The sequence below is a fragment of the Pseudaquabacterium inlustre genome (assembly GCF_038066595.1).
In the GTDB taxonomy this organism is placed as follows: Bacteria; Pseudomonadota; Gammaproteobacteria; order Burkholderiales; family Burkholderiaceae_C; genus Pseudaquabacterium; species Pseudaquabacterium inlustre.
The window spans coordinates 22,142-35,451 of sequence record NZ_JBBUTH010000011.1 but is presented as its reverse complement, the minus strand read 5'-3'; the positions used below and the strand labels follow the sequence as shown (position 1 = coordinate 35,451).

The following is a 13,310-nucleotide window of genomic DNA, read 5'->3' as shown; positions in this document are numbered from 1 at the left end:
AACAGGCAGGGGGGGCCATGATGCCGGATGGCCGCTGCGTGGCGGGCTATGCACGCCGGTGCATATCGCGGCCGGCCGGCATGACGACGAGAATCGCGCCCCGTGGCGGCCGCCCGCCGGCCGACCTGCAGACGAACTGGAACGAACGAGTCGATGGGATCAATGGCCGAGAGCGTGCAGCTGGCGCTGGCGCTGATTGCCGCGGGCGATGCGGCACTGTGGCAGGTGGTGGGCCTGTCGCTGCGCGTCAGCGCCACGGCGGTGGCGCTGGGCGCCGGCCTGGGCCTGCTGCTGGGCGCGTGGCTGGCGGTGGCGCGCTTTCCGGGGCATGCGCTGCTGGTCGGCCTGCTCAACACGCTGCTGGCCCTGCCCTCGGTGGTGGTGGGCCTGGTGGTCTACCTGCTGCTGTCGCGCTCGGGCCCGCTGGGGTCGTGGGGCATCCTGTTCACGCCCGCGGCCATGGTGGTGGCGCAAACGGTGCTGGTGGTGCCGCTGATCGCCGCACTGGCGCGCCAGCTGGTGGTGGACGCGCTGCGCGAGGGCGGCGACGAGCTGCAGGCCATGGGCGCCGGCCGCCTGCTCAGCGCCGCGCTGCTGCTGCTGCACGCGCGGCGGGCCGTGGCCACCGTGCTGCTCACCGCCTTCGGCCGTGCCATCGCCGAGGTGGGCGCGGTGATGATCGTCGGCGGCAACATCCAGGGCGTCACGCGCGTGATGACCACCGCCATCGCGCTGGAGACCAGCAAGGGCGACCTGCCACTGGCCCTGGCGCTGGGCCTGGTGCTGCTGGGCGTGGTGGGCCTGCTGAACCTGGCCGTGGGCCTGAGCCGGCGCGGCACGGCCGGCACCGGGCTGGCCGTGGCGGGAGCCGCATGAGCGCCGCCGAACTTGGCGCGCCGATGGCCGGCGCCGCACCGTCGCAGGCCCGGCCGCGGGTGTCGACGGGCCCGGCGCCTGTGCTCATCCGCCTGCACGAGGCCTCGGTGCAGTTCGGCGCCACGCCGGCGCTGCACGGCCTGTCGCTGGACATCCGGCAGGGCGAGCGCATCGCCCTGGTGGGCGCCAACGGCGCCGGCAAGACCACGCTGCTGCGCCTGCTCAACGGCCTGCTGGCACCCCACCGAGGTGAGCGCGTGCTCTCACCCGAAGGCGCCTCCACGCAGCACCGGCCGGTCACGGCGATGCTTTTCCAGCGGCCCTTTCTGCTGCACCTGTCGGTGCGCCGCAACCTGGCGCTGGCGCTGTGGCTGGCCGGCGTGCCGGCCGCCGAGCGCCCCGGCCGCTGCGGCGAGGCCCTGGCCCGCGTGGGCCTGCAGGCCCTGGCCGCGCAGCCGGCACGTGCGCTGTCGGGCGGCCAGCAGCAGCGCCTGGCGCTGGCGCGGGCCTGGGCCGTGCGGCCCGATATCCTGTTCCTCGACGAACCCACCGCGAGCCTCGATCCCTCGGCCAAGCGCGAGGTGGAGCAGCTGATCGAGGACTTCGGCGCTGCCGGCATGGCACTGGTGATGAGCAGCCACAACCTGGGGCAGGTCAAGCGTCTGGCCGATCGTGTGCTGTTCCTCGACCAGGGCCGGCTGCTGGCCGACCGCCCGGTGGCCGAGTTCTTCCGCGCCGACGGTGCCGGCCTGCCGGCCGAAGCGGTGCAGTTTCTGCACGCCGAACTGCCCTGGCGCTGAACCCGTCCGACACCTGCTCACGCAGGTGAATGCGAGTCGTTCGCAACGGCATCGACGCCACCTCCGGCAAACGTCACAGCCTGGAACAGGCACGCACGAAACCGGGACGTTTTCAGGGTTAAGCCTAGGTTCTCGCCGTCACCGGCTATGCAGATCATTGCATAGGACCGTTGGTGCATAGGCTTGCACCGGGCACGGCTCCCCCCCTTCGAAGATCCAACGCGGAGAAGAGAACACCATGCAGAAGAGCCTGCACATCAACCCGGACAAGTGCACCGGGTGCCTGCAATGCGAAATGGCCTGCTCGTTCGAGAACTACGGCACCTACGCCACGGCCAAGTCGCGCATCAAGGTGTTCGACTTCCACCACACCGGCCGCAAGGTGCCCTACACCTGCACGCAGTGCGATGAGGCCTGGTGCCTGCACGCCTGCCCGGTGGAGGCCATCACCGTCGACAAGGCCACCGGCGCCAAGGTCGTCAACGAGACCACCTGCGTCGGCTGCAAGGTCTGCACGATCAGCTGCCCGTTCGGCACCGTGAACTACGTGCAGGAAACCGGCAAGGTGCAGAAGTGCGACCTGTGCGGCGGCGACCCGGCCTGCGCCACCGCCTGCCCCACCGGCGCCATCACCTACATCGACGCCAACTGGACCGGCATCAACAAGATGCAAGCCTGGGCCGACAAGCTGGGCAACCAGCCCGCCGCCTGATTCCCCGACCCCCACCGGAGCACCGACACATGTCCTGGGCTGGAAAAATCCTCCGCGTCAACCTCACCACCGGCACGGTGGCCAGCGAACCGCTGAACATGGAGTGGGCGAAGGCCTACCTCGGTTCGCGCGGCCTGGCCAGCAAGTACCTGGTCGAGGAGATCGACCCCAAGGTCGACCCGCTGTCCGCCGCCAACAAGATCATCTGGGCCACCGGCCCGCTGACCGGCACCATGGCCTCCACCGGCGGCCGCTACACCGTCGTCACCAAGGGCCCGCTGACCGGCGCCATCGCCTGCTCCAACTCGGGCGGCTACTTCGGCGCCGAGCTGAAGATGGCCGGCTGGGACATGGTGATCTTCGAAGGCGCGAGCCCGAAGCCCGTGTACCTGGCCATCGAGGACGACAAGGCCGAGCTGCGCGACGCCTCGCACCTGTGGGGCAAGAGCGTCTGGGAAACCGAAGAGATCATCAAGAAGCAGCACCAGGACCCGCTGACCCGCGTGTCCAGCATCGGCCTGGCCGGTGAGAACAAGGTGCTTTACGCCGCCGTCGTGAACGACCTGCACCGAGCGGCCGGCCGCTCGGGCGTGGGCGCCGTGATGGGCAGCAAGAACCTCAAGGCGATCGCCGCGCGCGGCACCAAGGGCGTGGGCAACGTGGCCAACCCCAAGGAGTTCATGCAGGTCACCTTCGAGAAGAAGAAGATCCTCGCCGAGAACGCCGTCACCGGCCAGGGCCTGCCGACCTACGGCACCCAGGTGCTGATGAACGTCATCAACGAGATCGGTGCGCTGCCCACCCGCAACCACCGCGACATCCAGTTCGAAGGCGCCAAGGACATCTCGGCTGAAGCCATGGCCACGCCGCGCGCCACCGACGGCAAGAAGCACCTGGTGACCAACCAGGCCTGCTTCGGCTGCACCATCGCCTGCGGCCGCATCTCCAAGATCGACCAGAACCACTTCAGCGTGCAGAACAAGCCGCAGTACTGGGGTGCCTCGGGCGGCCTGGAATACGAAGCGGCCTGGGCCCTGGGCGCCGCCAACGGCGTCAACGACCTGGAAGCGCTGCAGTACGCCAACCTGATCTGCAACGAGCAGGGCATGGACCCGATCTCCTTCGGCGCCACCATCGGTGCGGTGATGGAGCTCTACGAGATGGGCGTCATCACCAAGGAAGTGCTGGGCATCGAGGCCCCGTTCGGCAGCGCCCAGGCGCTGTGCCAGCTGGCCGACATGACCGCCAAGGGCGAAGGCTTCGGCAAGGAGATCGGCGAGGGCTCGGCACGCCTGTGCAAGAAGTACGGCCACCCCGAGTTGAGCATGAGCGTCAAGGGCCAGGAATTCCCGGCCTACGACTCGCGCGGCATCCAGGGCATGGGCCTGACCTACGCCACCAGCAACCGCGGCGCCTGCCACCTGCGCAGCTACACCGTGGCATCGGAAGTGCTGGGCATCCCGGTCAAGACCGATCCGCTGACCGCCGAAGGCAAGCCCGAACTGGTCATCGCCTTCCAGGACGCCACCGCCGCCTTCGACTCGGCCGGCATCTGCATCTTCACCAGCTTCGCCTGGGGCCTGGCCGACGTGGCGCCGCAGGTGGCTGCCGCTTGCGGCCCCGAGTTCACGCTTGAGAACATGGCCAAGATCGGTGAGCGCATCTGGAACATGGAGCGTGAATTCAACAACGCCGCCGGCTTCACCGCCGCCGACGACACGCTGCCCAAGCGCCTGCTGGAAGAGCCGGCCAAGACCGGCCCGGCCAAGGGCCTGGTGAACAAGCTGCCCGAGATGCTGCCGAAGTACTACGCCGCCCGCGGCTGGAACGCCGACGGCACGCTCAAGCCCGAGACCCGCGAGCGTCTGGGCCTCTGATCGGCCGCCACGGCTTGCAGACCACACAGGGCGCGGGCCTGCCCCGCGCCCTTTTTCGTTGGAAAGTCCCTCACATGAAACACGTGATCCTGGGCGCTGGCCCGGCCGGCGTGATCGCCGCCGAAACCATCCGCAAGCACGCCCCGCGCGACGAGATCGTCATCATCGGCGACGAGCCCGAGGCGCCCTATTCGCGCATGGCCATTCCCTACCTGCTGATCGGCAAGGTGGGTGAGGACGGCACGCACCTGCGCCACGGCGTCAGCCACTACCAGGATCTGCGCATCACGCTGCGCCGCGGCGTCAAGGCCACGAAGGTCGACGCCGCCGCGCGCAGCGTGACGCTCAGCGACGGCAGCACCGAATCCTTCGACAAGCTGCTGATCGCCACCGGCTCCAGCCCGGCCAGCCCGCCGGTGCCCGGCATCCATGGCCCCGGCGTGCACACCTGCTGGACGCTGAAGGATGCACGCGCCATCGCCGCGCTGGCCAAGCCCGGCGCCCGCGTGCTGCAGATGGGCGCCGGCTTCATCGGCTGCATCATCATGGAAGCGCTGCAGCAGCGCGGCGTGCAGCTCAGCGTCGTCGAGATGGGCGACCGCATGGTGCCGCGCATGATGGGCCCCACCGCCGGCGGCATGATCAAGGACTGGTGCGAGAAGAAGGGCGTGGCCGTCTACACCGGCGCCCGCGTCGAGGCCATCGAGCGCCCGCTGCCCGCGCACGAGCCTGCCGCCGCCCTGGTGCCACCACCCAGCCACACGCCCCAGCCCGGCCTGCTGAGCCGCCTGGCCCAGGCCGTGGGCCTTGCGCCCGCGCCTGCGCCGGCCCCGGCGCCGGCCGCTGCCCCGGCTGCGGCCGCCCCCGCCAAGGCCGCCGCACCGATGACCGTGCGCCTGTCCACCGGCCAGCGCCTCGAGGCCGACCTGGTCATCAGCGCCACCGGCGTCAAGCCCAACATCGGCTTCCTCGAGCACTCGGGCATCCGCTGCCTGGTGGGCGTGCTGACCGACGAGCACCTGCAGACCAACGTGGAAGGCATCTACGCCGCGGGCGACTGCGCCGAGGCCTTCGACAAGGTCAGCGGCACCACCATCGTCAGCGCCATCCAGCCCAATGCCGCCGAGCAGGCGCGCGTGGCCGCGCTGAACATGGTGGGCCAGAAGGCCGAACTGAAGGGCGTCACCCAGATCAACGTGCTGGACACGCTGGGCCTGATCTCGTGCAGCTTCGGCAACTGGCAGGGCGTGCAAGGCGGCCAGCATGTCGAGCTGACCGACCGCGCCGCCGACAAGCACATCAGCCTGCAGTTCAAGGACGACTACCTGGTCGGCTGCAACGCCATCGGCTTCATCGAGCATGTGGGCGTGATGCGCGGCCTGGTGGAAGGCGGCGTGCGCCTGAAGCCCGAGTGGAAGACCCGCCTGCTGGAAGACCCCACGCAGCTGATGGCCGCCTACCTGGCCAGCGCGCAGGCCCAGCAAGACCCCGCGCACGCGAAGTGATGGCCGGATCGGGCAGCATCGCGGCCCGATCCCGCCCACCTCACCCGACCGCTGGCCCCCGCCCACCATGCGCATCACCTTCAAGCTCTACGCCAGCCTGTCCGAGTACCTGCCCGCCGACCGCCGCCAGGGCAATGTGCTGCAACTCGACACCGTGCCCGAGGGCAGCACCATCCTCCAGCTGATCGAGCCCTATGGCCTGCCGATGAAGCTGGTGCACCTGGTGCTGATCAATGGCGTCTTCGTGCCGCCCGAGGAGCGCGCCACGCGTGCGCTGGTCGACGGCGACGTGCTGGCCATCTGGCCGCCGGTGGCCGGCGGCTGATCCCGCCCGGCCCCGGCTGCCGCGCCGTGCAGGCCCGCTGACCCGCCGCCCCACCATGCAAGCGCACTACGCCGCCGAGTTCAGCCGCGAACAAGGCTGCACCGAGGCCGAATGGCTGGGCTGGCTGCCCGGCGCCGTGCGCGACCAGGCCTGGCGCCTGAGCGCCCCCGGCCAGGCCACGGTTGACCTGCCTGGCGGCCCGCTGACGATCGACTGGCAGACCCTGCCGCCGCGCCAGATCGCGCTGATCCGCATGCCGCGCATGCAGATCCACTACCGCTTCGCGCCCGCCACACCCGAGGCTGATCGCGAGGCCTTCATGCGCTACTTCGATCTGTACATGCAGCGGGGGGGAGGGTGAGGCGACCCATCGGCCAGAATACGCGGCATGGCGTCGCGCGCTGACCTCCCCAGAAGCTGGCCCGATGGGCTCTATGAGTTGCTGGTCACTGAGCGGCTGGCCGCTACGCTGCCGGCCGGCATCACACGCACCGAGGCGTTGGTCGACGACCTGCCACAGACCCTGGCCGAGGCACTGGCGCGGCAACTGACGCTGATCCTCGAAGAGGTCGGCGGTGAAGGCGAAGAGCGCCGGGAGCGCCAACTAACGCTGGTCAACGGGCTGTTGGCCGAGCTGCGGCGGCGCGCCAGCGCACTGCAACGCGGTCAGGATCTGGCGGACATCGTGGACATGATTGCCGCGCCGCCGCGCCAGCTGACGGCGTGGCGCGGCGACCGACAGTTTCCAGCGCCGCCAAGCCTCGGCCTGGCGGCGCCATGGCTCTTTACCGCCGGGAAGGGCACGCCCTCGCTGCTGCAGGAGTTGCGGCACGAACTGGCCTCTGCCGATCGGGTTGACATCCTGGTGAGCTTCATTCGCAAGGAGGGCGTGCGCAAGCTGGCCGATGTGCTGCAGCAGATCACGGCGCTGAATGCAGAGGGTCAGCCCCGTGTGCGCCTGCGCGTGCTGACCACCACCTACACCGGCGCCACCCAGGCCGAAGCGCTCGACATGCTGGCCGGGTTGCCCGGTTGCGAACTGAAGGTCTCGCTCGACGGCCGTCGCACCCGGCTGCATGCCAAGGCCTGGGTCTTCCATCGCAACAGCGGCTTCGGCTCGGCCTATGTCGGCAGCGCCAACCTGTCTGGCGCGGCGCTGACCGGTGGCCTAGAGTGGACGGTCAAGCTGACGCAGCGCGCGCAGGCGGCGCTCTTCCAACGCGCTGAGGCCACGTTCGAGACGCTGTGGCACGACGCGGAGTTCCAGCGCTACCTGCCGGGTGTCCCGACCCACCGCGCGGCACTGGACGAAGCCTTGCGCCGCGCACGCCAGGCGTTTGGAAGCGGTAGCGCGAGCGACGATGCGCGGCCCGACGCATCGCTGATCACTGGCTTTTTCGACATTGTTCCGGCGCCGCATCAGCAGGACATGCTGGAACAACTGGCGACCGAGCGCGCTCATGGTCGGCATCGCAACCTGCTGGTGGCCGCCACTGGCACCGGCAAGACTGTGGTCGCGGCACTCGACTACCGCCGCACATGTCAACAGCAGGGCGGCCGGCCACGTCTGCTGTTTGTGGCGCACCGCGAGGAGATCCTGCGCCAGGCCTTGCGCACTTACCGCGAGGTGCTGCGCGATGGCACGTTCGGGGAAATGCTGGCCGGTGGGCGGCAGCCTGCGCAGCACGATCACCTGTTTGCCACGATCGACAGCCTGGCAAGCCGTGGCGTCGTGGCCAGTGTCGGTTCCGGCTACTGGCACAGCGTGGTGATCGACGAATGCCACCGCATCGCAGCGCATCGCTTCACGGACCTGGCCAGCGCCATCCAGCCGGCGTTGCTGCTCGGCCTCACCGCCACACCCGAGCGCGGCGACGGCCTGCCCATCACGCAATTCTTCGACATGCGCCCCGATGGGCGCCCAGCCGTGGAACTGCGGCTGTGGCGTGCGCTGGATCTGCAACTTCTGGCGCCCTTCGAGTACTACGCCTGCGACGACGACACCGACTTTTCGGCCGTGCCGTGGGGCCGCGGGGCCAGTGAGCAGCATGCCATCGCCCAGGTGGTGGATGCCAACCAACTGCGGGCACGGCTGGTGTTGCGCGAGTGGCAGCGCTTGGCCAGCGATGCGCGGCAATGCCGGGCTCTGGTGTTCTGCGTGTCGATGGCGCACGCCCGGTTCATGGCGGAACAGTTCAATCGGGCCGGCCTGCCTGCCGCCTGCATTACAAGCGAGACCCCCGACGACGAGCGTCGGCGTGCACCACAGCGGCTGGCGTCGGGCGAACTGTGCGCCCTGGTCACGGTCGACCTGTACAACGAGGGTGTGGACCTGCCCTTCGTGGACACGCTGCTGCTGCTGCGCCCGACGCAAAGCCCCGTGGTCTTTCAGCAGCAGGTTGGCCGCGGGCTGCGGCTGGATGCGGGCAAAGCGGCCTGCCTGGTGCTCGACTTCGTGGGCCAACACCGCAGCGACTTCCGCTTCGATCGGTTGCTATCGGGATTGACCGGCCAGTCACGCAGGGAGCTTCTGGCCAACGTGGAGCAGGGCTTCGGGCACCTGCCACCGGGCTGTCACATCCACCTTCAGCGCCAGACCCGCGACCAGGTGCTGCGCAGTCTGCGCACGCTCACCCAGCAGAGTTGGTCGCGGCTGCGCGCGGAGTTGCTGGCCAGTTCGGCGCTGCGCGGCGGCCGTACGCCCGCGCTGGCCGAGTTCATGCATGACCAACTGGTGTCGTTGGACGAGATCTATCGTGATGCGGGCCGCAGCAGTTGGACCCTGCTGCGCCGCGATGCCGGCCTGCTCGCCAGCGAGCCCGGACCGGAAGAGGCCTATTTCGGCCGCCGCATGGCGGCACTGCGGCATGTGGACGATCCCTTGCGCCTGGGCTTGATGGCCCGCATCGGTGCCTCGGCCGCCGCCCCGGTCCGCGAGACCCAGGCGGTCCAGCTGTTGCAGATGCTGGCCTATCAGGTAGATGGTCTGCACGGTCAGGTCGGCGACGCAGCTGCCTTTCTGGCGCGCCTGGCCGCCCATCGGCCGGTCACCGAAGAACTGGGCGAGTTGGCCGACGTGCTGCAGGCGCGCAGCACAGTGTTGCACCAACCAGTTTCAGGCCTGGAAGACACGCCGCTGTGCCTGCATGCTGCCTACCAGGTGCGCGAGGTGCTGACGGCCGTGGGCTGGTTGACTGCAACGGCGCGTGCCCCCTTCCAGGCGGGCGTGCTGGCCCTGCAGCAGCGCAAGACAGAGCTGCTATTCGTCACCCTCGACAAGCGCGAGGGTTATCACGACGGCATCGCCTATCAGGACTACGCCATCAGTCCCGACCTGTTTCACTGGCAGAGCCAGAACACGGCAGGTCCGCAAACCGTGGCCGGCCGACGCTATCTGGGCAGCCCGGGCAACGGCTGGCGCTTCCAGCTCTTTGTCCGGGCGAGCCGGTCCATGCCCTATCGCGCCTGCGGTCCAGTCACCCTGGTCAGAAGTGAAGGCGAGCGGCCCATGAGCATCACCTGGAAACTCGCTACGGCCCTGCCGGTCCACCTGTTTCAGGAGTTCAGCGTGCTGCGCGATGTGTAGCCCGCGCCGGTGATACCCCCGTCCAACAAGGCTTGCAGTCATGACCTTCACCCTCCCCGCCCCCGACGGCCAGCCGCGTTGCCGCTGGTGCCTGGCCACGCCCGAGTACCTGGCCTATCACGACGAGGAATGGGGCTACCCGGTGGCCGATGACCGGCGGCTGTTCGAGAAGCTGAGTCTGGAGGCGTTCCAGTCGGGTCTGAGCTGGCGCACCATCCTGGCCAAGCGCGAGAACTTCCGCGCGGCCTTCGCCAACTTCGAGTTCGATCGCGTGGCGCGCTTTGGCGAGCAGGATGTGGCGCGGCTGCTGGCCGATGCCGGCATCGTGCGCCACCGCGGCAAGATCGAGGCGGTGATCCACAACGCGCAGTGCGCGCAGGCGCTGGTGCAGGAGGCCGGCTCGCTGGCCGCCTTCGTGTGGCGCCACCGGCCGCCGCCCGAGCGGCCGTCACCCGATGTGGGTGCGGCGACCTCGCCGGAATCGGTGGCGCTGAGCAAGGCGCTGAAGAAACGCGGCTGGGCCTTTGTGGGCCCGACCACGGTCTATGCCTTCATGCAGGCCATGGGCCTGGTGAACGACCACGCCGAGGGCTGCATCACCCGCGCGCGGGTGGAGGCCGCGCGGCGGGCGTTCACATCACCGGCTCAAAGCTGGTCTTGACGCTCGATGACCTTGGACACGATGCCGTAGCTGATCGCCTCGTCGGCGCTCATCCAGAAGTCGCGCTCCATGTCGGCGCGCACGGTGTCCAGCGGCTTGCCGGTCTGCGTGGCGATGACCTTGGCGATGCGCTCGCGGGTGCGCAGGATCTCGCGGGCCTGGATGGCGATGTCGCTGGCCTGACCGCCGGCGCCGCCGGCCGGCTGGTGGATCATGAAGCGCGTGTTGGGCAGGCACAGCCGGCGCTCCTTGGGGGGCGACAGGAAGATGTGCACGCCGGCGCTGGCCACCCAGCCGGTGCCCACCGTGGTGACCGGCGCCTTGACGAAGCGGATCATGTCGTGGATGGCGTCGCCCGATTCCACATGGCCGCCGGGGCTGCTGATCAGCATGGTGATCGGTGCGTCGCTGTCGGCGGCCAGGGCCAGCAGGCGGCGGCAGGTGGCTTGCGCCAGCTTGTCGTTGATCTCGCCGAACACCAGCACGAAGCGGCTCTTGAAGCTGAGCTGGTCTTCCAGGCGGTCGCCGCCGGCACGTTCGGCGTCGGCGGTCTTGTCGTTCTTGGTGGCGAGCTGGGGCTGCATCATGGCGAGGGCTCCCGCGAAAGGGGGGTCAATGGAGGGATGGCCGCATGCTAAGCCATCGCGGCTGCCCGAGCAGCGTGCTCAGAACCGGGGATGACGCCGGTGTTCCCGGTCCTCGTCGGTCGACTCCGGCGCCGCGTCTTCGGGCATCGGCCGGTGGGCCCACGGCCAGTTCAGCAGTTCGGCTAGGCGCGTGACCACCCAGCGCGCCTCGGCGGCGCTGAAACCGGCGCCGTCGCTGGCCAGGCCGTCCTCGGTGCGCTGCAGGATGATGTCCTCCGACACGCCCTGGCCGTGGTGCACCTCCTGGCTGCGCTCGACCAGCAGCTGGGCCATGTCCTCGCACAGCTCGTAGCGGGCGCGGAACTCGGCCAGCGGCACGGTGAGGCGGCCGCGCGGGTCGCGGTACACCGCCTCGAACGAGGGCGGGATGGGGATCTGGTAGTCGTCTTGGCTCATCGCCGCGGATTGTCGCGGGGCCGGCAGGCGGGCCGCATCGCCGGCCAGAATGCCGCCCCATGCACGCCGATCACCGCCCCCCGCCCGCAGCGCTGTTGCACCTGGACGACCTGCACTTTGCCTACCCCGGCCAGCCCGCCCTGCTGCGCGGCTTCAGCGCCGCGGTGCCGGCCGGCGTCACGGCGCTGGGGGGCGACATGGGCTGCGGCAAGACCACGCTGCTGGCCCTGGTGGCCGGTGCGCTGACGCCGCAGCGCGGCCGCATCACGCTGCACGGTGTGCACGGCGCGCCGGGCTCGGCCACCTGGCGCACCGCCGTCTTCGCGTTCGACCACCGCGCCGGCCGCGACGACCCGATGCCGGCACCCGACCTGGTGGCCGCGCTGCGCCAGCGCCATGCGCGCTGGGACGAGGCCACGTTCACCCGCCATGTGCAGGCCTTCGCGCTGGCCGAGCACCTGGGCAAGCCGCTGCTGGCGCTGTCCACCGGCACGCGGCACAAGCTGTGGCTGGCGGCGGCGCTGGCCGCGCGATGCCCGCTGACGCTGCTGGACGAACCCACGGCGGGGCTGGACGCGGCCTCGGTGGATCACCTGTTCGAGGCGCTGGCCGATCTGGCGGATGACCCGCAGGGCCGCGCCGTGCTGATCGCCAGCGGCGAGCCGCTGGACGAGGTGCTGCCGCTGACGGCCTCGGTCGTGATGCCGCCGGCGGCCGGGTGATCAGGTCACGCAGCCGGCTTCCACCGCGGCCTGCGCCTTGACCGCCACCGGCTCGGGCACGCGGAAGCCGTAGCGCACGGCCGTCACCTCGGCCAGGATGCTCACCGCGATCTCGGGCGGCGTGCGCGCGCCGTTCTTCAGTCCCACCGGGCCGTGCAGGCGGTCGAGCTGGGCGTCGGTGATGCCGAAGTGCTCCTTCAGCCGCTCGCGCCGCTTGGCCTGGTTGGCACGCGAGCCGATGGCGCCGACGTAGAAGGCCTCGCTGGTCAGCGCCTCCATCAGCGCCAGGTCGTCCAGCTTCGGGTCGTGCGTGAGGGCGATCACCGCGGTGTGCCCGTCCACGCGCAGGTCGCGCACGGTGTCGTCGGGCATGGTGCGCAGCAGCGTGGCACCCTCGATGGCAAAGCCCTCGGCGTATTCCTCGCGCGGGTCGCACACGATCACCTGGTAGCCGAGCGCCGTGCCCATCTGCGCCAGGTACTGCGTCATCTGGCCGGCGCCGATCAGCAGCAGCCGCCAGTGCGGGCCGTGGTGGGTGGTGAGCGTGGTGTCGCTGAGCGCGAGCTCGTCGGTATCGGTGGCGGGCTGCAGGCTCACCTCGCCGGTGGCCAGCGTCAGCACGCGGCGCACGCGCTGGCCGTCGGCCAGGCGGGCCAGCAGCTCGTCGAGCCGGGTGCGCGGCAGCACGGGCTCGAGCACCAGCTCGATCAGGCCGCCGCAGGGCAGGCCGAAGCGGTGCGCGGCATCGGCATCGATGCCGTAGCGGATGACCTTGGGCACGCCGGCCGCCAGCACGCCGCCGCGCGCCTTGTCGATCAGGTCGTCCTCGATGCAGCCGCCCGACACGCTGCCGGCGATCAGGCCGTCATCGCGCACCGCCACGGTGGAGCCGGGCGGCCGCGGGGCGGAGCCCCAGGTGCGGGTGATGGTGCCCAGCACCACGCGGTGGCCGGCCGCCACCCACTGGGTGATCTGGCGCAGCACGTTGAGATCGACGTTGTCCATGGTTCCTGCGTCTGACGGGGCCCGGGCGCGGATCGACCGGGCAATGCGTCATCAAAACACAAGCTTGCCATGCCCACCATGCGGTCTTGCGCGTAGGGGCAAGGGCGGGCTGTGCGCCCCGGCGACAGCCGGCCCCGGCCGCTACACTGCCCCGGCGCCCGGCCGCTGCGGCTGGCATCTGCACCTGAGCCGTACCGC

13 protein-coding genes are annotated in these 13,310 nt (G+C 70.1%); 10 read left to right on the top strand and 3 right to left on the bottom strand.

The features are described 5' to 3' along the window. Positions 1-153: 153 nt before the first annotated feature. From AACH10_RS23000 to AACH10_RS22960, 9 genes are all read left to right on the top strand, one after another. Positions 154-876, top strand: coding sequence for an ABC transporter permease (locus AACH10_RS23000; protein ID WP_341412887.1), 723 nt, complete (start codon positions 154-156; stop codon positions 874-876). Beyond that, entirely contained in the window at positions 873-1,676 is an 804-nt protein-coding gene (locus AACH10_RS22995) for an ABC transporter ATP-binding protein (RefSeq protein ID WP_341412886.1), read from the top strand. The genes AACH10_RS23000 and AACH10_RS22995 overlap by 4 nt, the downstream gene beginning before the upstream one ends. Positions 1,677-1,914: 238 nt before the next feature. Next, positions 1,915-2,388: a 4Fe-4S dicluster domain-containing protein gene (locus AACH10_RS22990; protein ID WP_341412885.1), complete on the top strand. Its 474-nt coding sequence runs from the start codon at positions 1,915-1,917 to the stop codon at positions 2,386-2,388. Between the two features lie 29 nt (positions 2,389-2,417). Further along, positions 2,418-4,265: an aldehyde ferredoxin oxidoreductase family protein gene (locus AACH10_RS22985; RefSeq protein WP_341412884.1), complete on the top strand. Its 1,848-nt coding sequence runs from the start codon at positions 2,418-2,420 to the stop codon at positions 4,263-4,265. Positions 4,266-4,339: 74 nt separating this feature from the next. Next, positions 4,340-5,770 (top strand): NAD(P)/FAD-dependent oxidoreductase, encoded by a 1,431-nt coding sequence (locus AACH10_RS22980; RefSeq protein WP_341412883.1) that lies wholly within the window; start codon positions 4,340-4,342, stop codon positions 5,768-5,770. 67 nt (positions 5,771-5,837) lie between these two features. Beyond that, complete coding sequence (gene thiS / locus AACH10_RS22975; protein ID WP_341412882.1) at positions 5,838-6,095, top strand: sulfur carrier protein ThiS; 258 nt, start codon at positions 5,838-5,840, stop codon at positions 6,093-6,095. Positions 6,096-6,150: 55 nt separating this feature from the next. Next, the gene (locus AACH10_RS22970; protein WP_341412881.1) at positions 6,151-6,456 is read left to right on the top strand and encodes a hypothetical protein; all 306 of its coding nucleotides are present in this window, start codon (positions 6,151-6,153) and stop codon (positions 6,454-6,456) included. A 27-nt stretch (positions 6,457-6,483) separates the two neighbouring features. Next, positions 6,484-9,681 carry a DEAD/DEAH box helicase gene (locus AACH10_RS22965; protein ID WP_341412880.1) on the top strand — a complete coding sequence of 1,066 codons (3,198 nt, stop codon included), beginning with the start codon at positions 6,484-6,486 and terminating at the stop codon, positions 9,679-9,681. A gap of 40 nt (positions 9,682-9,721) precedes the next feature. Next, positions 9,722-10,342 (top strand): DNA-3-methyladenine glycosylase I, encoded by a 621-nt coding sequence (locus AACH10_RS22960; protein ID WP_341412879.1) that lies wholly within the window; start codon positions 9,722-9,724, stop codon positions 10,340-10,342. Here AACH10_RS22960 and AACH10_RS22955 read toward each other — a convergent pair. Next, positions 10,327-10,929, bottom strand: a complete 603-nt coding sequence (locus AACH10_RS22955) for an ATP-dependent Clp protease proteolytic subunit (RefSeq protein WP_341412878.1) — start codon at positions 10,927-10,929, stop codon at positions 10,327-10,329. The genes AACH10_RS22960 and AACH10_RS22955 overlap by 16 nt on opposite strands. A 78-nt stretch (positions 10,930-11,007) precedes the next feature. Next, a complete protein-coding gene (locus AACH10_RS22950) occupies positions 11,008-11,385 on the bottom strand; it encodes a hypothetical protein (protein WP_341412877.1) in 378 nt (125 codons plus the stop codon). Positions 11,386-11,444: 59 nt separating this feature from the next. Between AACH10_RS22950 and AACH10_RS22945 the strand changes: the two genes are divergently transcribed. Continuing rightward, positions 11,445-12,107 carry an ABC transporter ATP-binding protein gene (locus AACH10_RS22945; protein ID WP_341412876.1) on the top strand — a complete coding sequence of 221 codons (663 nt, stop codon included), beginning with the start codon at positions 11,445-11,447 and terminating at the stop codon, positions 12,105-12,107. On the opposite strand, the gene AACH10_RS22940 is transcribed toward AACH10_RS22945, so the two are convergent. Then, positions 12,108-13,112 carry an XdhC family protein gene (locus AACH10_RS22940; RefSeq protein ID WP_341412875.1) on the bottom strand — a complete coding sequence of 335 codons (1,005 nt, stop codon included), beginning with the start codon at positions 13,110-13,112 and terminating at the stop codon, positions 12,108-12,110. Positions 13,113-13,310 lie beyond the last annotated feature (198 nt).

Bases quoted from the DNA above. Each gene is read 5' to 3' on its own strand.
- AACH10_RS23000 (WP_341412887.1), top strand. From the start codon at position 154: ATGGGATCAATGGCCGAGAGCGTGCAGCTGGCGCTGGCGCTGATTGCC.
- AACH10_RS22995 (WP_341412886.1), top strand. From the start codon at position 873: ATGAGCGCCGCCGAACTTGGCGCGCCGATGGCCGGCGCCGCACCGTCG.
- AACH10_RS22990 (WP_341412885.1), top strand. From the start codon at position 1,915: ATGCAGAAGAGCCTGCACATCAACCCGGACAAGTGCACCGGGTGCCTG.
- AACH10_RS22985 (WP_341412884.1), top strand. From the start codon at position 2,418: ATGTCCTGGGCTGGAAAAATCCTCCGCGTCAACCTCACCACCGGCACG.
- AACH10_RS22980 (WP_341412883.1), top strand. From the start codon at position 4,340: ATGAAACACGTGATCCTGGGCGCTGGCCCGGCCGGCGTGATCGCCGCC.
- thiS (WP_341412882.1), top strand. From the start codon at position 5,838: ATGCGCATCACCTTCAAGCTCTACGCCAGCCTGTCCGAGTACCTGCCC.
- AACH10_RS22970 (WP_341412881.1), top strand. From the start codon at position 6,151: ATGCAAGCGCACTACGCCGCCGAGTTCAGCCGCGAACAAGGCTGCACC.
- AACH10_RS22965 (WP_341412880.1), top strand. From the start codon at position 6,484: ATGGCGTCGCGCGCTGACCTCCCCAGAAGCTGGCCCGATGGGCTCTAT.
- AACH10_RS22960 (WP_341412879.1), top strand. From the start codon at position 9,722: ATGACCTTCACCCTCCCCGCCCCCGACGGCCAGCCGCGTTGCCGCTGG.
- AACH10_RS22955 (WP_341412878.1), bottom strand. From the start codon at position 10,929: ATGATGCAGCCCCAGCTCGCCACCAAGAACGACAAGACCGCCGACGCC.
- AACH10_RS22950 (WP_341412877.1), bottom strand. From the start codon at position 11,385: ATGAGCCAAGACGACTACCAGATCCCCATCCCGCCCTCGTTCGAGGCG.
- AACH10_RS22945 (WP_341412876.1), top strand. From the start codon at position 11,445: ATGCACGCCGATCACCGCCCCCCGCCCGCAGCGCTGTTGCACCTGGAC.
- AACH10_RS22940 (WP_341412875.1), bottom strand. From the start codon at position 13,112: ATGGACAACGTCGATCTCAACGTGCTGCGCCAGATCACCCAGTGGGTG.